This window comes from Bradyrhizobium sp. 87 (assembly GCF_023073015.1).
GTDB lineage: Bacteria > Pseudomonadota > Alphaproteobacteria > Rhizobiales > Xanthobacteraceae > Bradyrhizobium > Bradyrhizobium canariense_D.
Genome location: NZ_JADPIQ010000084.1, coordinates 61,110 through 83,336 on the forward strand (window position 1 = coordinate 61,110; position 22,227 = coordinate 83,336).

At 64.7% G+C, this 22,227-nt stretch carries 22 protein-coding genes and 1 tRNA gene; 11 read left to right on the top strand and 12 right to left on the bottom strand.

Annotated features, from left to right (window positions below; genetic code table 11):
* Window positions 1–37: 37 nt before the first annotated feature.
* Window positions 38–304, bottom strand: coding sequence for a hypothetical protein (locus tag IVB50_RS19950; protein WP_018455213.1), 267 nt, complete (start codon window positions 302–304; stop codon window positions 38–40).
* Window positions 305–312: 8 nt separating this feature from the next.
* Window positions 313–1,320, bottom strand: a complete 1,008-nt coding sequence (locus IVB50_RS19955; RefSeq protein WP_018455214.1) for a chemotaxis protein CheB — start codon at window positions 1,318–1,320, stop codon at window positions 313–315.
* An 89-nt stretch (window positions 1,321–1,409) separates the two neighbouring features.
* On the opposite strand from IVB50_RS19955, the gene IVB50_RS19960 reads away from it, so the two are divergent.
* The gene (locus IVB50_RS19960; protein WP_083926391.1) at window positions 1,410–1,820 is read left to right on the top strand and encodes a response regulator; all 411 of its coding nucleotides are present in this window, start codon (window positions 1,410–1,412) and stop codon (window positions 1,818–1,820) included.
* Between the two features lie 331 nt (window positions 1,821–2,151).
* Here the strand turns inward: IVB50_RS19960 and IVB50_RS19965 are convergent, their stop codons facing one another.
* A complete protein-coding gene (locus tag IVB50_RS19965; RefSeq protein ID WP_018455217.1) occupies window positions 2,152–2,934 on the bottom strand; it encodes an SDR family NAD(P)-dependent oxidoreductase in 783 nt (260 codons plus the stop codon).
* Window positions 2,935–3,105: 171 nt separating this feature from the next.
* Here IVB50_RS19965 and IVB50_RS19970 point away from each other — a divergent pair, with 171 nt between their 5' ends.
* The 5 genes from IVB50_RS19970 (at window position 3,106) to IVB50_RS19990 (ending at window position 7,948) form a co-directional block, all read left to right on the top strand.
* Window positions 3,106–4,281 (top strand): zinc-dependent alcohol dehydrogenase, encoded by a 1,176-nt coding sequence (locus IVB50_RS19970; protein ID WP_018455218.1) that lies wholly within the window; start codon window positions 3,106–3,108, stop codon window positions 4,279–4,281.
* Between the two features lie 12 nt (window positions 4,282–4,293).
* Window positions 4,294–4,836 (top strand): hypothetical protein, encoded by a 543-nt coding sequence (locus IVB50_RS19975; protein WP_018455219.1) that lies wholly within the window; start codon window positions 4,294–4,296, stop codon window positions 4,834–4,836.
* A gap of 27 nt (window positions 4,837–4,863) precedes the next feature.
* Window positions 4,864–6,468: an alpha-amylase family glycosyl hydrolase gene (locus IVB50_RS19980; RefSeq protein WP_018455220.1), complete on the top strand. Its 1,605-nt coding sequence runs from the start codon at window positions 4,864–4,866 to the stop codon at window positions 6,466–6,468.
* Window positions 6,469–6,611: 143 nt separating this feature from the next.
* Window positions 6,612–6,791 carry a hypothetical protein gene (locus tag IVB50_RS19985; RefSeq protein WP_018455222.1) on the top strand — a complete coding sequence of 60 codons (180 nt, stop codon included), beginning with the start codon at window positions 6,612–6,614 and terminating at the stop codon, window positions 6,789–6,791.
* The gene (locus tag IVB50_RS19990) at window positions 6,788–7,948 is read left to right on the top strand and encodes a DUF305 domain-containing protein (protein ID WP_018455223.1); all 1,161 of its coding nucleotides are present in this window, start codon (window positions 6,788–6,790) and stop codon (window positions 7,946–7,948) included. The genes IVB50_RS19985 and IVB50_RS19990 overlap by 4 nt, the downstream gene beginning before the upstream one ends.
* A gap of 12 nt (window positions 7,949–7,960) precedes the next feature.
* Here IVB50_RS19990 and IVB50_RS19995 read toward each other — a convergent pair whose 3' ends face one another.
* A complete protein-coding gene (locus IVB50_RS19995; RefSeq protein ID WP_018455224.1) occupies window positions 7,961–8,569 on the bottom strand; it encodes an isochorismatase family cysteine hydrolase in 609 nt (202 codons plus the stop codon).
* Between the two features lie 34 nt (window positions 8,570–8,603).
* A complete protein-coding gene (locus tag IVB50_RS20000; RefSeq protein ID WP_018455225.1) occupies window positions 8,604–10,925 on the bottom strand; it encodes an FdhF/YdeP family oxidoreductase in 2,322 nt (773 codons plus the stop codon).
* Between the two features lie 177 nt (window positions 10,926–11,102).
* Between IVB50_RS20000 and fdhD the strand changes: the two genes are divergently transcribed.
* Window positions 11,103–11,915 carry a formate dehydrogenase accessory sulfurtransferase FdhD gene (gene fdhD, locus IVB50_RS20005; RefSeq protein ID WP_085395603.1) on the top strand — a complete coding sequence of 271 codons (813 nt, stop codon included), beginning with the start codon at window positions 11,103–11,105 and terminating at the stop codon, window positions 11,913–11,915.
* A 186-nt stretch (window positions 11,916–12,101) separates the two neighbouring features.
* Here the strand turns inward: fdhD and IVB50_RS20010 are convergent.
* Window positions 12,102–12,186, bottom strand: a tRNA-Leu gene (locus IVB50_RS20010).
* Between the two features lie 219 nt (window positions 12,187–12,405).
* Window positions 12,406–12,648 carry a FliM/FliN family flagellar motor switch protein gene (locus IVB50_RS20015; RefSeq protein ID WP_026232906.1) on the bottom strand — a complete coding sequence of 81 codons (243 nt, stop codon included), beginning with the start codon at window positions 12,646–12,648 and terminating at the stop codon, window positions 12,406–12,408.
* Window positions 12,649–12,727: 79 nt separating this feature from the next.
* Between IVB50_RS20015 and lipB the strand changes: the two genes are divergently transcribed.
* Together lipB and IVB50_RS20025 are read left to right on the top strand one after the other, a co-directional pair.
* The gene (gene lipB, locus IVB50_RS20020) at window positions 12,728–13,465 is read left to right on the top strand and encodes a lipoyl(octanoyl) transferase LipB (RefSeq protein WP_026232907.1); all 738 of its coding nucleotides are present in this window, start codon (window positions 12,728–12,730) and stop codon (window positions 13,463–13,465) included.
* A 184-nt stretch (window positions 13,466–13,649) separates the two neighbouring features.
* Window positions 13,650–14,363 carry a DNA helicase gene (locus IVB50_RS20025; RefSeq protein ID WP_018455229.1) on the top strand — a complete coding sequence of 238 codons (714 nt, stop codon included), beginning with the start codon at window positions 13,650–13,652 and terminating at the stop codon, window positions 14,361–14,363.
* Window positions 14,364–14,420: 57 nt separating this feature from the next.
* Here the strand turns inward: IVB50_RS20025 and IVB50_RS20030 are convergent, their stop codons facing one another.
* Window positions 14,421–14,843, bottom strand: a complete 423-nt coding sequence (locus IVB50_RS20030; RefSeq protein WP_018455230.1) for a 4-oxalocrotonate tautomerase family protein — start codon at window positions 14,841–14,843, stop codon at window positions 14,421–14,423.
* Between the two features lie 112 nt (window positions 14,844–14,955).
* Here IVB50_RS20030 and IVB50_RS20035 point away from each other — a divergent pair, with 112 nt between their 5' ends.
* Both IVB50_RS20035 and IVB50_RS20040 read left to right on the top strand, forming a co-directional pair.
* On the top strand, window positions 14,956–15,810 hold the full coding sequence (locus tag IVB50_RS20035) for a LysR substrate-binding domain-containing protein (protein WP_018455231.1): 855 nt from the start codon (window positions 14,956–14,958) through the stop codon (window positions 15,808–15,810).
* Between the two features lie 147 nt (window positions 15,811–15,957).
* Entirely contained in the window at window positions 15,958–17,478 is a 1,521-nt protein-coding gene (locus IVB50_RS20040; protein WP_026232908.1) for a PAS domain-containing sensor histidine kinase, read from the top strand.
* 8 nt (window positions 17,479–17,486) lie between these two features.
* Here the strand turns inward: IVB50_RS20040 and IVB50_RS20045 are convergent, their stop codons facing one another.
* The 4 genes from IVB50_RS20045 to IVB50_RS20060 all read right to left on the bottom strand — a co-directional run bounded on the left by IVB50_RS20045 (window position 17,487) and on the right by IVB50_RS20060 (window position 22,082).
* A complete protein-coding gene (locus IVB50_RS20045) occupies window positions 17,487–17,786 on the bottom strand; it encodes an acylphosphatase (protein WP_018455233.1) in 300 nt (99 codons plus the stop codon).
* Entirely contained in the window at window positions 17,783–18,649 is an 867-nt protein-coding gene (locus IVB50_RS20050; RefSeq protein ID WP_018455234.1) for an isocitrate lyase/PEP mutase family protein, read from the bottom strand. The genes IVB50_RS20045 and IVB50_RS20050 overlap by 4 nt, the downstream gene beginning before the upstream one ends.
* Before the next feature lie 163 nt (window positions 18,650–18,812).
* The gene (locus IVB50_RS20055; RefSeq protein ID WP_018455235.1) at window positions 18,813–20,828 is read right to left on the bottom strand and encodes an acetyl/propionyl/methylcrotonyl-CoA carboxylase subunit alpha; all 2,016 of its coding nucleotides are present in this window, start codon (window positions 20,826–20,828) and stop codon (window positions 18,813–18,815) included.
* A gap of 183 nt (window positions 20,829–21,011) precedes the next feature.
* A complete protein-coding gene (locus tag IVB50_RS20060; protein ID WP_018455236.1) occupies window positions 21,012–22,082 on the bottom strand; it encodes a putative zinc-binding peptidase in 1,071 nt (356 codons plus the stop codon).
* Window positions 22,083–22,227 lie beyond the last annotated feature (145 nt).

Consider the following 22,227-nt stretch of genomic DNA (forward strand, 5'->3'; position numbering starts at 1 on the left):
AGGCATTGAGCTTGGGTGGCCTGCCAACGCCCCCAGATCACTCCGGACCGACTTGCTGCCGAAGATAGGCGATCCGCTGCTCGATCAGGACGCGATGGCGCAGCCATTCCGTGAGGGTCTGCTTCAGCGCCTCGACCAACCGTTCCGCCTGGCCCGCGTCGTGGCCGCCGGCACTGAGCTCGCGGATGCGCGCCTCCTGATCGAGGATGCGCCGCGAACCCTCCTCGATATCCCGATCGGCCTTGATCAGATGGCGGCGCTCGGTATCGAGCTGCTCGGTCCATTCGGCGAGGGAAATGGCCATCGCGACCCTCAAGCCTCCCGCTTGCGAATGGGAGGATCGAGCGACTTTAGCACAACGCGCCGGATCATGTCGGCATATTCGCGATATTCGGCAGCGCGCGCCTGGTACATCTCGGCCACCGCCGGCCGGCCGTTGCGCCGTCCGTCGGCGGCCATGCGCTGCACCAGCTCGGCCCGCTCCTCGATGATGCGCAGTGCGACCCGCAGGGCTTCATCCACTTGCCCCTCCTGCTCTTTTGCGAGGACGTCGGCGGCGAAGGCGTGACCGACCTGGCAACGGAAGCGCATCGGGTGCGATTCCTTCATCTCGGACAGGACGCCCCCGCAGGCCGGACAGGTCAGCGCAACCGGATCGGCCATCGAGACGAGACGGTCACTGCCGATCCGTTCGCCGGCCGCGATCTCGACCTCGAGCCGGATCTCCGGCGGGATCGGCAGTGCGGCGCCGGCAGCCTCCCTGGCGAGATCAGACAGCACGTCGCCCATTCCGGCGCCGGGAACGCAAAGATCGATGATGGTCGCCTCGAGGGCGCTCCTTGGCATTTCATCGGCGATGGCATCCGAGGGGTCCTGAACCACCGAAATCCCGCCGCAACGCTTGATGGCGTTGAGACCGGCCGAACCGTCCGACAACAGGCCGCTGAGCAGCACACCGATCACACGTGGGCCGTAATTGATGGCGGCCGAGCGAAACAAGGCATCGATGGCCGGCCGGACCATGTTCTCGCGCGGGCCGCGCCCGAGGAATACGCGATCCTCGGACAGCAGCAGATGGTGGTCCGGTGCGGCCAGATAAACCCGGCCTGGCTCGATCTTCATGCCGTTTTCGGCCTGCCGGACCGGGAGCGGACCGGCGCTGCTGGCCACCGTCGAGAGAATGCCGATGCCCTGCGCCGGGATGTGCAGCACGATGAACACCGCCGCGGGCAGATCCGGCGGCAGCCGGCCCAGGATCTGCTTCAGCGGCGCGGTCGCGCCGGCCGAGCCACCTATGACGATGATGTCGCGGTTGCTCATGGAACCCACTATCGGTTGTATTCGTTTGTACCAAGGCGGGTCACCGCCCTATGTTCCTATGAACCGGCAACGAAGGGGTGGAAGGCACCATGGCGATGTCGCCTCGATCGTCAGGTCCAGAGTCGGCGCTCAGCGGGCGACGCATCTTCATTGTCGAGGACGAATATTTTCTCGCCGACGATATTGGCAGAGCATGTCGCGCGCTCGGCGCAGACATCGCGGGCCCGGTGGGCGATCTCAACGACGCACTCCGTATCCTGCACGACGGCAGTGTTCTGGATGCCGCCGTGCTCGACGTGAACATCCGCAGCGAGATGATCTTTCCGGTCGCGCGCGAACTGAAGGCACGGAACGTCCCCTTCCTCTTCACGACCGGATACGACAAGGTCACGATCAGTCCGGAATTCCACGACGTGCCGATCCTGGAGAAACCGATCGATATGCCTGCGATGGCACAGAGGCTGGCGGCGCTGATCGCCGATCCGCACGGCCGAGCCTGACGGCGATCAGAACAGATGCGCGAAAGCGAGCCAGGCGGTCACCGCCAGACACAGAAGCACCGCAGCATAGGGCAACGCGATCCGCAAATCAGCAGCCCTCCCGGTCATCAACCCATCATCATCCAGACGATCGCCGCCATCATGACGAGAAAACCCGTGATTGCCGTTGCGACAAAGGCCTGTTCGACGCGATCCATCGGCATCACAGCCCCCTTTTTCCAGCCGAACCAGTCTGACGGCGCGGGGAGCTTTGCGCATTAGGCTATGTGAATCGGCGTCCTCCTTATCGGTCCGCGCCGCACCGGTTAGCTTAGATTGCGACGGTATCGTTCTACGACTTCGCCGTGCCCGGCTCCGCCATCTTGCGATGCTGCTTGGCCAGCATCTCGTTCGGCGTGACGTTGGCGATCGTGGTCTGGATCTTGTTCTTCATTCCGGTCACGATGTCGGACTCCCCGCGCAACATGGCGTCGAAGCCGGCCTTCGCCACGTCGTAGGCACTGTCCTTCGGCTCGGTGCCGACCTTGGTATCCATCATGTCGGCGCGGCGGAAGAACTCCGTTTCCGTGGCGCCAGGCATCAGGCAGGTGACGGTGACGCCGCTGTCGCGCAACTCCTCGCGGAGCGCGAATGAGAATGAATCAAGAAACGCCTTGCTGGCGTTGTAGACCGCCTGAAAACTGCCCGGCGTGAATCCCGCGATCGAGCCCGTGATCAGGATGCGCCCCGAATTGCGGCGAAGCATCGCGTTGCCGGCGCGATGGATCAGATACAGCGTGCCGGTGATGTTGGTGTCGACGAGGTGCTTGATCCTGGCAAAATCCTGGTCGAGGAAGGCCTTGCCAAGACCAACGCCGGCATTGGCCAGCAGCGCGTCGATCGGCCGGTCGCCGACCGCGGCGCAGAGCTCGTCGACGCCTTCGGTGGTGGCGAGATCGGCCTGGACCGGTTCGACGCTGCTGCCGAGCCTGCGCAGATCGACGGCCACCCTCTCGATCTCGGGCTCGTCCGCCGCGATGACAAGGTTGAAACCTGCTTGGGCACAGCATCTGGCGAGTTCCAGCCCGATGCCGGTGGAGGCGCCGGTGACGACGGCAAGTTGATTGGCGGGCATGAGCGTATCCTTCGCTAATCCTCGAGGGGGATTGATGACGCTCCAATCACCGCAATGGGCGCTCGTTCCTATCGGGGACGCACGCTGGTGCGGCGCAAAGATTTTGCACTGTGCAATAGCAACCATCGTTCGTTGTTCGACTTGGTTGCCTCGTAGCTCGGGAGAACAGAGATGAAGGCGCTGGTTTGGCACGGCAAGGAAGACATACGCTGCGACACCGTCACCGATCCGGAAATTCAGGACGCGCGGGATGCCATCATCAAAGTCACGAGCTGCGCCATCTGCGGCTCGGACCTCCACCTCTTTCACAATTACATTCCGGGCATGCTGCCCGGGGACATCATGGGCCACGAGACCATGGGCGAAGTGGTCGAGGTCGGCTCGGGCGTCGACGGCAAGCTGAAGAAGGGCGACCGCATCGTCGTGCCCTTCACAATCATTTGCGGCGAATGCGACCAGTGCAAGCGTGGCAATTTCTCGGTTTGCGAAACCACCAATCGCAAGAGTCATCTCGCTGAAAAAGCGTTTGGTCATTCGGGCGCCGGCCTGTTCGGCTATACGCACCTGACCGGCGGCTATCCCGGCGGCCAGGCCGAATATTTGCGCGTGCCGTTCGCTGACGCCACGCACATCAAGGTGCCCGCGGGCATTCCCGACGAGCAGTTGCTGTTTCTCAGCGACATCTTCCCGACCGGCTGGCAGGCCGCCGTGCAATGCGACATCGAGCCGACCGACACGGTCGCGATCTGGGGCTGCGGTCCCGTGGGGCAGATGGCGATCCGCAGCGCCATCCTCCTCGGCGCCAACCAGGTGATCGCGATCGATTGCCTGCCCGAGCGGCTCAGCATGGCCGAAGCGGGCGGCGCCACCACCATCAACTTCGAAACCGAAAGCGTCCTCGAGCGACTCGAGGAGCTCACCGACGGCAGAGGCCCTGAGAAGTGTATTGATTGCGTCGGGATGGAGTCGCATGTGATGGCGTCCCTGCCCGACACGCTGCTCGACCGCGCCAAGCAGATGGTCATGGTGGAGAGCGACCGGCCGCATGTGCTGCGCGAGATGATCTATGTCTGCCGGCCCGGCGGCATCATTTCGGTGGCAGGCGTGTACAGCGGATTCTCCGACATGCTGCCGATGGGCGCCTTCATGAACAAGGGCCTGACGATGCGCACCGGCCAGACCCACGTCAACCGCTGGACCGACGACCTGCTCCATCGCATCGAGGAAGGTCAGATCGATCCGTCCTTCGTCATCACCCACACCGTCCCGCTTAGCCAAGGCCCCGAGATGTACCAGGTGTTTCGCGACAAGCGCGACTCCTGCGTCAAGGTCGTGCTGAAGCCCTGAGGAGCAAGACCCATGTTTCATTTCTCCAACATCGTTCGCACCAAGGGCGACCCGAAAATCGTCGAGGGCGGCCCGAGCCTGAAGCGGCCCGAAGACCAGCTCGCCCGTGCGCTCGGCTGGTTCAGCATCGGTCTCGGCGTCGTGGAATTCTTCGCGCCGCGGCGCGTCACGGAAACGCTGGGCATGGAGGGCCATGAGACGCTGGTCCGCACCTTCGGCCTGCGCGAGATCCTGGCCGGGGTCATGACGCTCTCGGTCGAGAAGAACGCCGGCCTGTGGGCCCGCGTCGGCGGCGACGGCCTCGATGCCGCCGCGCTGCTCTCGGGGCTGACCGCGGACAATCCCAAAAAGGGCAATATCGCGCTGGCGCTGCTGATGGTCGGCGGCATCGCGATGCTCGATTACCGCGCCGCGCAGGACACCAAGCCGCAGCGGCCGCAGCGCGACGCACGGCGCAAGCTGTATCCGAACCGCAGCGGCTTTCCCAAGGGCATCGAGAGCGCCCGAACCGCGGCCAAGCAGATCGCAGCGCACGCCGCGACGGAACGGACCTGAGAACGCGCGACGAGGTGATGCAAGACAATGAGCGAAGCGTCCCGTAACGAAGGTGCGTGGTGGGAATCCGCCGTCATCTACGAAATCGCACTGATCTCGTTCCAGGACTCGGACGGCGACGGCAAGGGTGATCTCGCCGGCCTGACATCCCGCATCGACTATCTGAAATGGCTCGGCGTCGACGCGGTGTGGCTGACGCCGGTCTACAAGAGCCCGTTTCGCGACCTGGGCTACGACATCTCCGACTACTGCTCGATCGATCCTGCGTTCGGCAGCCTCGAGGCGTTCGACCGCCTGCTCAAGGCCCTGCACGCGGCGGATATCCGCGTGATCCTCGATCTCGTGCCCAATCATACCGCGAACGATCACGCATGGTTCGTCGAGAGCAGCAGCTCACGGAACAGCGCGAAGGCCGATTGGTACATCTGGGCCGACGCAGCCGAGAACGGCGGCCCGCCGAACAACTGGCTGAGCCGCTTCGGCGGCAGCGGCTGGGAATGGTGCGAGGCGCGGCGGCAATATTACTATCACTCCTTCCTGGTCGAGCAGCCTGATCTGAACTGGCGCAACCCGCAACTGCGCGCCGCGATCGCCGACGTCATGCGCTTCTGGCTCGATCGCGGCGTCGACGGCTTTCGCGTCGATGCCAGCGCGGTCCTGATCAAGGACGCGCTGCTGCGCGACAATCCGCATAACCCGCAAGCGAAAGGCAAGCCGCCGCCGCAGCGCCAGACGCCCGTCTTTACCGACGACCGGCCGGAGACGATGGATTGCATCGAATTCATTCGCGAGGTGATCGACGGCTATCCAGGGCGGATGTTGTGCGGTGAAGTCCAAGGCAAGACCGACCGCATCGGCCACTTCTACGGCAACGACCGACCGCGCCTGCATCTGCCCCTCAATTTCGCACTGCTGGACTCGCAATGGGACGCGCTGTCCCTGCAAGCAACGATCGACGCGTATTTCAACGCCATCCCGGATCATGCATGGCCGGTCTGGGTGATCGGTGGTCACGACAAGCAACGGATCGCGAGCCAAATCGGCGAGCCGCAAATGCGCGTGCTGGCGATGCTGCTGATGACGCTGCGGGGAACGCCCTTCTTCTTCATGGGCGACGAGATCGGCCGCAAGCGCGTTCCCATTCCGCCCGACCGCGTCCACGATCCCTTCGAGAAGCTCGTGCCGGGGTATGGCCTTTGCCGCGATCCCGAACGCGCGCCGATGCGATGGGATGACAGCAGCAACGGCGGCTTTACAACCGGCGATCCATGGCTGCCGCTCGAGCCGCGCGACGGCGCGGCCAACGTGGCCGCGCAGCAGCGCGACCCACGTTCGATCCTGGCGCTGTTTCGCGCGCTGATGCGACTGCGGCGCGAGCGCGCGTGCCTGCGCCACGGCGGCTACGAGCCCCTACGCGCGCAGAACGACGTTCTTGCCTACAGGCGGACGGATGGCGGCAAGGAAATTCTGGTCGCGCTCAACATTGCCGCCGAGCCGCGGAAATTGCATTGGCAAGGTCGCGGCCGCCTGCTGATGTCGACGCATCTCGACCTGCCGTCCGAGCCGCTGCCGGACGCCTCCATCCTGCTCCGCGGCAATGAAGGCGTGATCATCGAACTCGAGCCACGGTGACGGCCGAGGAACCATCCGCGCGTCAGAGAGTCTCATCAACGCCTCCGACGTCCCCCCTGCCGGAGGCTGAATAGACGAAACCGCAGCCCCGGCGCTCACCCCCTTCAAGCGCCGGGGTGGCGGCGTGAGCCAGGAGGCGGATCATGAGCAAGACCAAGGGCCTCGGTCAGCGGATCGCCGGCAAGACGAAACAGGCCGTCGGCGAGATCGTCGGGGATCAGGATCTCCATGAGGAAGGCAAGCAGCAAGCGGAGCGCGGCCGGGACGAACAGAGCAAGCCGAGCGAGCTCAATCCGTTGAAGAAACTCAATCAGCTGACGTGAACGCCGCCGCGCCGTCAGCCATTTCCAAGTCAATTCGCACCGGTGATGAAGCCGCCTCACGGCGACGCTCGCGCTGGGTCGCCGCTGCCGAACTCGGCCTGGTCAGCAGCACCTTCTCGACCATCGTCAGCCAGCTGTTCGCCGCGCGCATCGGACGCGATGCCGCCGTCGACTGGATGACGGTCGCCGCCATCCCCGCGCGCGATTGGGCGATCAGCGCAGAGCCGTCGTGGAGCGCGATCCTTGTCGGGATCGCCTTCCACCAATGGGCGGACTTCTCCTGGGCTCTGGTGTTCTTCGGTGTGCTCGGGCGCTGGACCGCCGACCTGCGGCCGCTGACGATCCTGCTGCTCGCGCTGCCCTGGGCCGTGTTCTCGTCAAGCATGGAATGGTTCGTGCTGGTGCCCCTGTTTCCGTTTTGGCAACCGCTGTTCACGCTGCAGCAGCCCTACTGGATCGGCCTGCTCGTCCACGGCTCCTCGGCCGTGATGTACCCCCTGTTTGCCCGGCTGCGCTGGACCGGGGGAGCAGCACCCGCGCGCGATGTTCGCTTCACCAATGCCTGGATCACCGGCGCGCTGGCTTTGATCGCACTGCTCGGCGCGGCTGCCTTGTTCGGCAGCCATGGTTACGAGCCGCAGTGGGCGGGCCGCGACAGGGACGCGGACCAGACTTACATCCGCCACATGACTGCGCATCACGCCCAGGGCATCGCGCTGGCCCGGATCGCCACCGAGCGCGCGCAGGACCCGCATCTGCGAAAGCTGGCGATGCTGATGGTCGCAAGCCAGACCGGCGAGAACCGGATTTTCGAGACGTGGTGGCTGAGCTGGTTCGACACCGAGATGCCCGATTGCAGCTCGGACGAACGTGCCGCCATGCCGGGCTTCCTGACACAGGCCGAGATGCGACAGGTCAAGGCCGCGCCGGCGGACCAATTCGACACGGTGTTCGTCGAGACGATGAGCAAGCATCACGCAGGCGCGGTCAGGATGGCCGACCAGATGTGGCATAGCCGCGGCGATCTGCGCCTGCGTGTGATGGCCCACGCCATCCGCCATGAGCAACAGGGCGAGATCGCGCTGATGCACGGCGCCAGCGGCATTGCCGCCGTCGCCGCCGCCTTCCGCAACATGCTCGGCGACAATGTCAATTGAGCGGGTCGTGCCCTACTCGCGCCAGAACTCCGCCAATTCCTCGGCGGTCATCAGATCGACCTGGCCGTGAAAGCGGGTGCGATACATCGTCATCAGCGCATCATGGCCGACGTCGGACGAGCTGCACAGCGCATCCTCGACGATGACGACCCTGAAGCCGAGATCGACGGCGCTCAGGACCGTCGAGAGCACGCAGACGTCCGTCTCCGCCCCGGTGATGACGACCGTGCCGACGTTCTTGTCGATCAGCAGGCTCGCGAGGCCAGGATTGCTGAACGCGGAATAGGCCGGCTTGTCGATGACGGCAGCCGGCGGAACGAAGCGGCTCAGAGCCGGCACGAGTTCGAGGCCGGATGGCGGCAGATGTTTGCGGGTCGCTTCGCGCCAGCGACGAAAATAGCGCTGCCACTGTCCGGGACGATCTTCCGGATCTTCCGGCGTGATGAATCGCGTGAAGATCGTTCTGGCCTGATGGCGCGAAACGATCGAGGCGATCGTCGGCAACACTCGCGCCATCCATGGCGTCTCCCAAAGGCCACCCGGAGCGAAGATGTTCTGCATGTCGATGCACAAGTGAACGGCGTCGCTGATGTCGGTCACGTCCGACGCGCTGTCTCTCATCGTCCTTCACTCCTGTGGGCGTGATCGACGGCGTTCACGACGCCGAAATCGGAGCCTCTCCGGCCTCGACGATCTCTGGAAGGATGTCCTTGAACAGACGCACCGGAATGGATTTTGCCGCAGGGACCTTGCTGCCCTCCGCGTAATGCCAGAGCGGAATGAGCACGTTGCACTCCGGATAATAAGCCGCAATGCTCCTGCGCGGGATGCCATAGGGGACGATTTGGAGTTCGCTCAGGCTGCGTTCGACACCGTCGCCCGCCTCCGTCACCAGCGTGACGGTATCTCCTGCTTTCAACCCGTCTCCCTCCATGTCGGCGGGATTCATGAACACGACGTAGCGGCCGCCCTCGATGCCGCGAAAGCGATCGCCTTCGGCGTAGATCGTCGTATTGAACTGCCCGTCCGCGCGCAGTGTCATCAGCTCATAGACGCGGTCGGTCTCGCGCGGCGGCGCGAAGGCCGACTTCGGAACGGTGAAGTTGGCCTTGCCGTTCGGGGTCTTCCACTTCCGCTCGCGCGCCGCGAGCGGCCGCGCAAAACCGCCGGGTTCGAACATGCGCGCATTGAAGTCCTTGAACTGGTCGGGATAGGTGCGCTCGATGGCGTCCCGAACCCGCGAATAGTCGGCGACCCAGGCGTCCCAATCGATCTTGGGGTTGGGCTTCAACGTTGCCTTTGCCAGGGCGGCGACGATCGCCGGCTCCGACAGGAGATGGTCGGCCACCGGCTTGCGCTGGCCGCGCGATCCGTGAATGCAGGTGGTGGAATCCTCCATCGACACCGCTTGTGCGCCGCTGGCCTGCCGGTCGATCTCGATCCGGCCGAGGCACGGCAGCAGATAAGTGACCTCGCCCGGCACGAGGTGGGTCCGGTTGAGCTTGGTCGCGATCTGCACCGACAGGCGCAGGCCGGACCAGGCGGGCTCCATCAGGGACCGCTCCGGAACGGCGCGCAGGAAATTGCCGCCGAGGCCGACGAAGCCGCGAACGTCGCCTTTCAGAATACCCTGGCAGGCGTCGACGGTGGACAGTCCCTCCCACCGCGGCGGCTCGAAACCGTAAAGCTCCGCAAGCTTGTCGAGCGGCACCAGCTTGGTCTTCTCGGAGATGCCGACGGTGCGCTGGCCCTGCACGTTGGAGTGGCCCCGGATCGGCAAAATGCCCGCGCCCGGCTTGCCGATATTGCCGCGAAGCAGCAGCAGGTTGACGATCATCTTGTTCGTCTCGACGCCGTGCTTGTGCTGGGTGATGCCCATGCCGTAATTGGCGATCACAGCCTTGGCTTCCATATAGGTGTTCGCGGCTTCGCGCAGCGCACCGCGCGAAAGCCCCGAGGCCCGTTCGATCTCGTCCCAATCCTGTGTACGGCAGAATGCGGCGAACTCCTCGAAGCCGGCCGTGTGCTGCTGGATGAATTCGACATCCACCACGCGCGCAGCTTCATTCTTGCGCGCGAGGTCGTCCGCCTCGATCACCCATTTGCAAATCCCGACGATCGCCGCAGCATCACCGCCGACCCGCACCTGATAATATTGCGAGCTGATGCGCGTGCCGCCGGCGATCATCTGGACCGGATTTTGCGGATTGACGAAACGCTCCAGGCCGCGCTCGCGCAGCGGATTGAAAGATATGATCGGCACGCCGCGCTGCGCCGCCTCCTGGAGCGGATGCAGCATGCGCGGCGCATTGGTGGTCGTGTTGTGGCCGAAGAAGAAGATGCAACCGGTAGTCTCGAAATCCTCCAGCAGAACGGTCCCGACCGGAACTCCGATCACCTCCGGCAGCGCCACCGACGTGGTTTCGTGGCACATGTTCGAGCTGTCGGGGAAATTGTTGGTGCCGTACATGCGGCCGAATAATTGGTACATGTAGCTGGTTTCGAGCGAGGCACGTCCAGACGTGTACATCACGACCGAACGGGGATCGAGCCGGTTCAGCTCGGCGCCGATAGCCGCAAAGGCCTCCTCCCAGTCGACCGGCAGATATTTGTCGCTTGCCCTGTCGTAACGCATCGGCGTCGTCAGGCGCCCCTGCTCCTCCAACTGATGATCGGACCAAGTTCGTAGTTCAGCCAGCGTATGTTGCGCAAAGAACTCCGGTGTCACGGTCTTGCGCGTAATCTCCCAGGCGGTCGCCTTGGCGCCGTTTTCGCAGAACTCGAACGGACGCGGCTTGGCCGGCTTGGCCCAGGAGCAGCTCACGCACATGAATCCGTCCGGCTTGTTCTGCTTGAGCAGGATCTCGCTGCCGAGAATGGCGACCTCTTCCTGTGTCAGGATACTGGCAACGGCTTTGAGCGAGCCCCAGCCGCCTGCCGGCGCATCATAGTTCTCGACCTTTGCCTTTTGCCGCATGGCGTTTCCTTCAATCGCAAGCCCTGCACGCAAAACCCGAGATGGGATGGCAAGTTCCAAGCGTTCGGAACCTTGCTCCGGTTCGTGCGTCGATGAATCGACGTAGGACGAACACCCATGCACGGCTCTCGATCCGGCGCACACGATCGCGCATCCATGCCCACGGCATCCGTGAGAATGCCCCGGCTGACGTCGAGCGGAACGCGGGATGAGCGGATGCTGGCGGAGGAATGTCCCGTGGCACTCGTCTACGACGGAACGACCGTCGCCGTTGTGATGGCAACTCCCGCCGATCTGACCGATCTTGCTGTGGGATTCAGCCTGACCGAAGGGATCATCGGGGACATCGGCGAGATCGAGGAGCTCACGGTCGTTCCCGGTCGCGACGGCATCGAACTGCGGCTATGGCTGCGAACGAACGCCGGGCGCCGCCTGAAGGAGCGCCGGCGACATCTGGTCGGGCCGACGGGTTGCGGCCTGTGCGGCATCGACAGCTTGCGGGAAGCCGGGCGGATCGTTCAGTGCGTCGAGCAGCCAGCGAACCTCACGGCGGAGCAGATCAGCACGGCCGTCGCAACCCTCAGCGAGTCACAGATCCTCAACTACAAGACACGCGCCGCTCACGCCGCGGGTTTTTTCGAGCCAGTCGGCAAGACCATGACGGTGCGCGAGGACGTGGGGCGCCACAACGCCCTCGACAAGCTTGCCGGCGCTCTCGCGACGGAAGGAGCATCCGGCCGCGCTGGCGCCGTCATTCTCACCAGCCGGATTTCGGTCGAGATGGTGCAAAAAACCGCCGCGATCGGCGCCGGCGTCGTCGTTGCCATGTCTGCACCGACCGCGCTCGCAGTCCGAACGGCCGAAGCCAGCGGGATCACGCTTGTCGGCATAGCGCGGGGCGACGAATTCGAGATCTTCAGCCATCCGGCGAGGGTGTTTAAGCCCGCCGCCACGCAGATCGAGCCGGAGTCTCGACCGCAGGCAAACTAAGGGAACCCGGACGTGAGGGCATAGCGAACTTCGCCAGGCAACTTCATGCCCGATCGCGCCGAGGGAGCGAACCCTCGGCCGCGAGATCGAGCATCGAAGACTTGGGGAGGCCCCGTTCCAGGGTCCGCAGCGCGAACAGGGCGGGCACCGAAAATCGCGAAACAATCTTTCGCGTGTCTGTTTGCTTGGTGCGCTCGGAGGGACTCGAACCCCCACGATTTTACTCACTGCCACCTCAAGGCAGCGCGTCTACCAATTCCGCCACGAGCGCTTTGGGGATGCCGGCTTGAGGCTTGAAGGCCAACCGGATCAACGGCGCCGATCTAACAAATCCGTCAGAGGGGTACAAGCCTCCAAAGGCCCTGAATTCCACAAGCTTGGCAGGAAAGTTCCGGCTCCTTGCGCCGGGATCGGCCTTTTCCGCCTGCCCGGCCGCTACTGCGTGCCCAGGCCGCGACGCGTGCCCGGGCCGCGACGCCTGCCCGGGCCGCTACCGTGTGCCCGGGACACGTGGCAGCATCTGCTTGACCTCGACCGCGATGCGGTTGCGGTCGACCAGCACGACCCCGGAGGCGACCGGCAAATTATTGGCCAGAACCTTGACCTCGTCGGCCTCGGTTGCGTCCAGCTCGATGATGGCGCCGCGGGAAAGACGCAATACCTGATGGATCGGCATGATCGTCGTCCCGAGGACGACCATGAGGTCCACGGTGACTTTGTCGAGAGTAGGCACTTCAGCACCACCGCAACTTGGGACTAGGACTAGGGACTGGTATTTGCTCCTGGGATCATCACCCGGTTATGGTTAGCCAATGGTTAATTCGCCCCAACACCCCCGCCAAGAGCTCGATTTGACGCCGTTTTCCGCTTCCACCGGCGAGCCGGTGGAATGGCGGATTTCGGACGCGCCGGTGCCCTATCCGGAGGCGGTCGCCGAAATGGAGGCGCGCGTCGCGGCGATCGCGGCCGGTGCAGCCCCGGAGCTGGTCTGGCTGCTGGAGCACCCCCCGCTCTACACGTCCGGCACCTCGGGCAAGACCACCGACCTGCTCGATGCCCGATTCCCGACCTTTGCCACCGGGCGCGGCGGCCAGCTCACCTATCACGGGCCCGGCCAGCGCGTGGCCTATGTCATGCTTGACCTGAAGCGCCGCCGGCCGGATGTCCGAGCCTATGTCGCGAGCTTGGAGGAGCTGATTCTGCGAACGCTCGCCGCCTTCAACATCCGTGGCGAGCGGCGCGAGGACCGGGTCGGCGTCTGGGTCAAGCGGCCCGACAAGGGACCCGAGCACGAGGACAAGATCGCCGCGATCGGCGTCCGGCTGAAGCGCTGGGTCTCGTTTCACGGCATTGCCATCAATGTCGAGCCGGAGCTGTCACATTTCGCCGGCATCGTGCCCTGCGGCGTCGCCGATCCCCGCTACGGCGTCACCTCGCTGGTCGATCTCGGCCAGCTCCTGACGATGAGCGATGTCGACGTGGCGCTTCGGCAAGCCTTCGAGGAGCTGTTCGGGCCGACCCAGGCGCTGATGCCGGAAGCAGCGGCCTAACTTCGGTCTCCCTCATTCTCGGCAAACCCGGAATCAGCTACCCTCGATTCCGGTGTCGCCTACGCCTCCCTCCTCCGCCGGGAAAGCAGATGTCATGCCGGGCGAATTGATCATCGGACCGACTGTTCGAGCGCCAAGGCATAAGGAGGGGTTGCGCTTCAGCTTGCAATGGGAGGTTTTTGCGATGAGACTGTCTGCACCCATTTATCATCTGAAACGAAAAGCGAAGCGCTTGTCCCACGAGGTAGGCATCCCGCTGCACGATGCGCTCGACCGCGTCGCTGCGACGCAAGGCTTTTCCGCATGGAGCCTGCTCGCGGCGAAAGCGGCCACAGCGACGCCGGCCAACCGGCTTTTCCCGCAATTCCAACCGGGTGACCTGGTGCTGGTGGGCGCGCGTCCCGGCCAGGGCAAGACCCTGATGAGCCTCGGGCTTGCCGTAGAGGCGATGCGGTCGGGCCACCGCGCCGCGTTCTTCTCGCTCGAATACACCGAGAAAGACGTTCTGGATCGCTTTCGGGCGATCGGCGTGGATCTGGCGGAGTTCGAAAAACTCTTCGAGGTCGATTGCTCCGACGCCATCAGTGCCGACTACGTCGTCAAGCAGATGGCCGCAGCACCGCGCGGCACGGTCGTGGTGATCGACTATCTGCAGCTGCTGGACCAGCGGCGGGAAAATCCCGACCTCACCGTTCAGGTGCGCGCGTTGAAATCATTCGCGCACGACAAGGGATTGATCGTCGTCTTCATCTCGCAGATCGACCGTTCCTATGATTCCTCGCTCAAACCCTGCCCTGACCTGGACGATGTCAGGCTGCCGAACCCGCTCGACCTGAAGCTGTTCGACAAGACCTGTTTCCTGAACAAGGACGAAGTTCAGTTTCGCATAGCGAGCTGACGATCCCTGGCAACGGTTCAGGCCGCGGGTGCGGTTATTCACCCGCGGCCTCCCTCCTCACGCCTTCTCCGGCGAAACCTCGAGCTTGCCGGCGATGTAGCGCCGCTCCTGGGTCAGGCCGCCAAAGCCATAGGCGTCGCCCTTGACCTCGTCGACATGCAGATAGGTCTCGTGATGCAGCGGGCCCAGGATCCCGGCCATGCGCTGGAACATCGCGGCGAGATAGGCGGCCTTCTCGTCCTTGGTGTTGGTGCCTTCGCTGACGTGAATGTCGATCCAGTAGCTCGCGAGCTTTTGCTCTGCGAGCGACTTGCCGCCAGCGAACCAGTCGCTCGCCTCCACCGACTTCACGATAATGGCCGTGACCTCAGGGTCCTTGTGCAGGATTTTTGCGGTGAGCTCGGATACGGCGCTCGCGATGTCGGCCTTCAGCGGCGGCGACTGGCGCGGGGTGGTGTAGGACACGGTGATCAGCGGCATGGTCGTTCTCCTCGGATGTCGCGCAGGTGTTGCGCGGCGTTCATGAGAAGCTAGACCCGCCCTCGACATCTTGGTATCTTATCTCTGTTGATACCAGTGATAAGAAATCGTAATGATAGCAACGCTCGACATCGCCACCGTCCAGGCCTTCCTGCTGGTCGCCGACCTCCAGAGTTTCACGCGGACCGCCGAAGCGCTCGGCACGACCCAGGCGGCTGTCAGCCTCAAGCTGCAACGGCTGGAGACGCTGCTGGGAAAACGTCTCGTCGAGCGCTCGCCGCGCGCGGTCCGGCTCACGGCAGACGGCGCGACGTTCCTGGAGCGCGCCCGCGCGCTGATCGCGGCGCATGACCGCGCGCTATCGGGCGAGGCCTCGGTCGCGCAGTCGCTCTCGCTCGGCATCTCCGACCATGCTGCGGGGCCGGAGCTGGTACCCCTGCTCGAACGCCTGCATGCGATGTCGTCGAACCTCACGCTTGCCGTCATCATCGGCTTCTCGCGCGAGATGCAGGAGGCCTATGATGCGGGCCGACTGGATGCGGTGATCGTGCGCCAGGAAGGCAGCCGGCGCGGCGGAGAGACGCTGGCCGAGGACGAATTCGGCTGGTTCGCGTCACGACGCTTCACCGTGCCAAAGGGGCAGCCTTTGCCGCTCGCGACGCTCGCCCCGCCCTGCGGCGTCCGCGCCATCGCTGTGCGCGCGCTCGACAAGGCCGGCCTGAACTGGCGTGAGCGCTTCGTCGGCGGCGGCGTCACCGCCGTGGTTGCAGCCGCGCTCGCCGGACTTGCAATCGCGCCGCTGGCGCGACGGATCGCGCCGGCAGGCCTGGTCGACGTCGGCCCCGCCCACAAGCTGCCGAAACTCGGCAGCTCAAAGGTGATGCTCCATTCGAAGGTCAGCGATCCCGCAAAGCTGGCGGCGCTGCGTGCGGTGGCGGCGACGTTCCGTAGCGTGGCGGCGGTCTGACGCGCACGGCTTTCCGGCTCGAATGCGGGCGAGCGTCTGCTGGCTTGCGTCCTGCATACGGACGCGCAATGTTGCCTAAAAATGTTCCAACCTCCGGGAACAATCCGCCACCTACTGCGTTTGCCCCCGTTGAGGCAGGGTCCGGGAATGGTCGAGAAGTCTAGTCAGCAGAGGGATTTGTTCGAAAGCGAACGCAGTTTCCGCCTGTTAGTTGAAGGAGTTGCGGACTACGCACTCTACATGCTGGATCCCACCGGGAGAATCACCAGCTGGAACATTGGCGGCGAGCGCATCAAGGGCTATTCACCCGGGGAGATCCTCGGCCAACACTTTTCCCGGTTCTACACCGAGACCGACCGCGCCAACGGCAAGCCCGCCCGTGCGCTCGGCATCGCGCGGGAAAAGGGCCGCTACGAGGAGGAAGGCTGGCGCGTCCGCAAGGACGGCACCTTCTTCTGGGCCAGCGTCGTGATCGATCCGATCTACGAGGCCGGCGAGCTGGTCGGCTTCGCCAAGATCACGCGCGACATCACCGAGCGGCGCAATACCCAGCTCAAGCTCGAGGCGATGCAGAAGCAGCTCGCCGAATCCCAGAAATTCGACGCGCTCGGCCAGCTCACCGGCGGGGTCGCCCACGATTTCAACAACCTCCTGATGATCATCAGCGGCAGCCTCCACATGCTGAAACGAGGGGCCGACGACGAAGCCAAGCTTCAGCGCGCGATCTCGGCCATCGAAACCGCTACCAGGCGCGGCGCCGCGCTAACCAACCAGCTCCTCACCTTCGCGCGGCGGCAGAGCGTCAATCCGCAGGCGATCGACTTCGCCGACCGCATCGCGGCGATCCGCGAGGTACTCGATGCCGGCGTCGGCAGCTCCGTGCGCCTGGCTTTCGACGTCAGCGACGACGTCTGGCCGATCAGGACCGACGTTTCCGAGCTCGAGACCGCGCTGCTCAACCTTGTCATCAATGCCCGCGACGCGATGCCCGACGGAGGCACGGTGACGATCGCAGCGCGCAATCTCGTGCTCGACGAGGACCCCCTCGTGGGCGAATTCATCGCGATCGACGTCACCGATACCGGCCTCGGCATTCCCTCCGACGTTCTCGACAAGATCTTCGAGCCGTTCTTCACGACCAAGGCGATCGGAAAAGGCACTGGCCTCGGTCTCTCCCAGGTGCACGGCTTCGCCCATCAGGCCGGCGGCACGGTCCGGGTCGCGAGCGCGCTCGGCAAGGGCACGACCTTCACCATCCTGCTGCCGCGCGGAGAAGACGAGCCATCGCGTGAGGCGGCGGGAGAACCGGCGTTCCAAGGCAGCGGCACGGTGCTGCTGGTCGAGGACAATCCGGACGTCGCCGCCGTCAGCATCGGCCTTCTGGAGCAGCTCGGCTATCAGGTGCACCGGGTCGCGGACGCCGAAGCCGCCTTGAGCGAGATCGAGAAGAACGGCGTCGACTTCGTGTTCTCGGATATCGTCATGCCCGGCAAGATGGACGGGCTCAGCCTCGCCCATCACCTCCGCCAGATCCGCCCCGGCCTGCCGATTCTGCTCGCCACCGGCTACAGCGAAGTCGCCGCAGGCGTGCGCGGCGATTTCCCGATCCTGCGCAAGCCCTACGAGATCCACGAATTGAGCGAAGCGATCGCCAAGCTGCCGCGGTGATTCTTTAGCTACACCGTCGGCAACACCGAAAACGCCTCGCCTGCTCGGCGCAAGTTCAGTTCATCGACGTCGGCCGTCTCGCTGGTGACGCTGTCGACGCGCGAGGACGGCGGGCCTTGGCGGCACAGCGCAACCATGTCCGCGACGTGCTTCGGCGGCCCCGCGAACAGCGCTTCGACGCTGCCGTCACGGCGGTTGCGGACCCAGCCTTCGAGACCGCACGTCGTCGCCTGATACTCGAGCCAGGCCCGGTAGCCTACCCCCTGCACGCGGCCGCGGATCATGACCTGGAGGATCGCCCGGCTCATTGTTTCAGTCCGAGGACATCGGCGCTCCGCGCCTTGACGTCGGCCTCCCGCGTGACGCGGCTGGTCAAGTCCGACGATGGGAGACCTTTGAGATTCTTCGGCGCAGTGCCGTCGCGTAGCGCCTTCTGCGTCTCGTAGACGGCCTGCGTTGCGGCCGCGATCGGCGCGTGGCCCTGAAGCGCGATGCGCACGCGCTGGCCAGCGAGGTATTCGAGCACGTTCAACTCCTCCGGCGCGCCGCCGAGCACGATCGGCAGGCGCGTCGCAGACACGATGGCCTCGAGCTCGGCGCGCGACTTGATGCCGGTGAAGAACAGCGCGTCGACGCCGGTAGCCTCATAAGCTCTGGCGCGGCGGATCGCATCCTCGATCGAGGTGATCGAGGCCGCACCGGTGCGGCCCATGATGACGAGCGAGGGGTCGCCGCGGCCGTCGAGTGCCGCCTTCATCTTGCCGACGCCCTCCTCGAGCGAGATCAGCTGCGTCTTCGCTTCGCCGAAGCCAGCCGGCAGCAGCGTGTCCTCGATGGTGAGGCCGGCGGCGCCCGCCGTTTCCAGCTCCTGCACCGTGCGACGCACGTTGAGCGCGTTGCCATAGCCGTGATCGGCATCGACCAACACCGGAAGCGCTGCAGCACGCGACATCCGCCGCATCTGCTCGGCAAGTTCCGTGAGCGTGATCAGCGTGATGTCGGGGTCGCCGAGCACCGCGAGCGAAGCCACCGAGCCGCCGAACATGCCGAGCGGGAAACCGAGATCCTCGGCGATGCGGATCGAGATAGCGTCGTAGACCGAGCCGGGATGGACGCACGTCCCGCCCGACAGGATCGATCGCAGTTTTTCGCGGCGGGAACGAAAGGCCATGGTGATGTCTCGGTTAGGTCACGGAGGCCGCAGCATACTCCGTCATTGCGAGCGAAGCGAAGCAATCCAGAAATGCATCCGCAGAGACAGACTGGATTGCTTCGTCGCGGAGCCTGTCATCGGGCCGCGCTTCGCGCGGACCCGGTGGCTCCTCGCAATGACGTTACGCAAATTCCAAAATCAGCGCATCCACCGCGAGCGTCGCGCCGGCGCTGGCGTGGATCTTCTTCACCGTGCCGTCCTGCTCGGCGCGCAGAACGTTCTGCATCTTCATGGCTTCGACCACCGCGAGCGTCTCGCCGGCCTTGACCTCCTGCCCTTCGGTCACCGCGATCGAGACCACGAGACCGGGCATCGGACAAAGCAGCTTCTTGCCGGTGTCGGCAGCCGTGGTCACCGGCATCAGCCGCGCCGAGGCAGCTTCCGCTTCGGTCCAGACATAGACCGGCACCTCGACGCCCTGATGCGCGAGGCGGATACCGTTCGCGATCGGGCGCACCTGCACCGCGACGACATGCCCGTCGATGGTGCCCTGCCAGACAGGATCGCCCGGCTTCCACGGCGACTGCAACAGATGCGCATTGCCGGTCTTGCCGTCAGCATTGACGAAACGCACCGCGACCGCCTCGCCCTCGCGCGCGATCTCCAGCAGGATCTCCTGGCGGTCGAGCCAGACCGCACGGCGACGCTCGCGCTGCACGATGCGGCCGCCCATCTGCCCCGAGATCTGCCGCTTGCGCTCGCCGAGCACGTGATCGATGGCGGCGCCGACCGCAGCGAGCCGCCGTGCGACCTCGCCTTCAGGCACGCGCACGGCAAAGCCCTTGGGGAATTCCTCGGCGATGAAGCCGGTGGAGAGCCGGCCTTCGCGCCAGCGCGGATGATGCATCAGCGCCGACAGGAACGGGATGTTGTGGCGGATACCGTCCACATAGAACGAGTCCAGCGCAGTGGCCTGCGCCTCGATCGCGGCGGCGCGCGACGGCGCGTGGGTGACGAGCTTGGCGATCATCGGATCATAATGGATCGAGATCTCGCCGCCCTCCTGCACGCCGGTGTCGTTGCGCACGGTGATGCCGTCCTGGCTCGCTTCCGCCGGCGGACGGTATTTCACCAGGCGCCCGATCGAGGGCAGGAAGTTGCGGAACGGGTCCTCCGCGTAGAGGCGCGACTCCACTGCCCAGCCGGTCAGCGTGACGTCCTTCTGCGCAATGGCGAGCTTCTCGCCGGCGGCGACGCGGAGCATCTGCTCGACGAGGTCGACGCCGGTGACCAGCTCGGTGACAGGATGCTCGACCTGGAGGCGCGTGTTCATCTCCAGGAAGTAGAAGCTCTTGTCCTGCCCCGCGACGAATTCGACGGTGCCGGCGGAGTCGTAATTCACCGCCTTGGCGAGTGCGACCGCCTGCTCGCCCATCTTACGGCGGGTGGCTTCGTCGAGCAGCGGCGACGGCGCTTCCTCGATGACCTTCTGGTTGCGGCGCTGGATCGAGCATTCGCGCTCGCCGAGATAGATCACGTTGCCGTGCTTGTCGCCGAGCAGCTGGATCTCGATATGGCGGGGATCTACGATGAACTTCTCGATGAAGACCCGGTCGTCACCGAACGAGGCCTTGGCCTCCGCCTTGGCGAGGTTGAACCCTTCGGCGACCTCGGAGGTCGAATGCGCGATGCGCATGCCCTTGCCGCCGCCGCCGGCGGAGGCCTTGATCATCACGGGATAGCCGATCTCGTCAGCGATCTTGACCGCGTGCGTAGCGTCCTCGATGACGCCGAGATAGCCGGGCACGGTCGAGACTTTTGCCTTCGCGGCAGCCCTTTTGGATTCGATCTTGTCGCCCATCGCCGCGATCGCGCCCGGGTTGGGGCCGATGAAGACGATGCCGGCCGCCTCCAGCGCGCGCGGAAACGCCTCGCGCTCGGACAGGAAGCCGTAACCGGGATGCACGGCCTCGGCGCCGGTCTTGCGGCAGGCCTCCACGATCTTCTCGATCACCAGATAACTCTCGGCCGCAGCCGGCGGGCCGATCAGCACGGCCTCGTCGGCCATCTCGACATGGAGAGCGTCGCGGTCGGCCTCGGAATAGACCGCGACCGTCTGAACTCCCATGCGGCGAGCGGTCTTGATGACCCGGCAGGCGATTTCGCCGCGATTGGCGATCAGAATGCGTTTGAACATGCTTTTCTTGAGTCTCGACCTTGGGCGGGACCCTTCCCTGGCCGTTGGAGCCTATGGGAGGGGCCGTGTGGCTCCCGTGGTACATCAAAATAGGCTGGAGGCAACGGTCAAAATCCGGCCCCTCTGGCGTACCAGCGCAAGACCGAAGCAAGACCGAAACGGGCCTGACAGGCCCCGGACGGCCTACGGCTTCCCGGCCTTGCCCACGTTCCGGACCAAGCCGTGAATGAAGCCGAGCTTGTCGACAACGACCGGCGAGAGGATGAACGGATAGAGATCGCGCATGCCCATGGCACGGTTGACGCTGTTCATGGCGAAGGTGAAGGGCAGCCATGCGTTGACGATGGCCTCGACGTCCCTCGCTTCGTACGGGTTGAAGCGGATGCGCGCCGTCAACTCCCCGTCGCGGTCCACCTTGGGCCGCACCTCCATGCCGAACTCGCTAGCCATCTCCAGAGTGTCGACGATGTGAAGATAGTGCGCCCAGGTCTCGGCGAAATCTTCCCAGGGATGCGTGGTCGCGTAGGCAGAAACGTAGTTCTGCTGCCAGTCCGGCGGGGCGCCTTCGGCATAGTGGCGCTGCAAGGCCTGACCGTAATCGGCGGAATCGTCGCCGAACACAGCGCGGCATTCGTCCAGCATGCCGCCGTCGCGCACCAGCACGTCCCAGAAATAGTGCCCGACCTCGTGGCGGAAATGCCCGAGCAGCGTCCGGTAGGGCTCGCCCATCTCCAGCCTGCGCCGCTCGCGCTCGATGTCGTCGGCCTCGGTCAGCGCGATCGTGATCAGGCCGTTGTCGTGGCCGGTCAGGACCTTCTGCCCGCTCTGCGGATCGTCGGCGAGGAAATTGAAGATCAGGCCATGTTCGGGATTGTCCTGCCGGGTCTGGAGCGGCAGCTTCCAGCGGATCAGGGAATAGAACAGCCGGTGCTTCGCCATCTCCAGCTCGCGCCAGCCGGCGAGTTGCGCCTGATCCGACAGATCCGGCACGACGCCGTTATGCCGGCAGGCGCGGCAATAGCCGGTGGTATCACCTGCATCCGTCAGCCAGTTGCAGGAATCATATTCGGCATTACGGCACGGCATGCGTCCGCTGCCCTTGTCGGCGAGCGTGGCCCAGACCTCTCCGTCGGGCTCGATCGCCGACATCGTCTCCTTCTCCGGCAGGAACGCGACCCGATGGCCGCAGCGTTCACAGGTGCGGTTCTCGAAATAGAGGACGTTGCCGCAGGCCTGGCAGACAAAAAGCTTCAAGATTTAGCCTCTTCGGAAAGGGAGCTTTTGGGAATGACAGTTGTGGCGCCTCGCGGATACGCGCGCGGCGGGCTCATCGTTCCAATGTTCGGAACAAATAGCCAGACCTTGGCGTTCGCTCATGCCCACCATACTGCATCCGGCG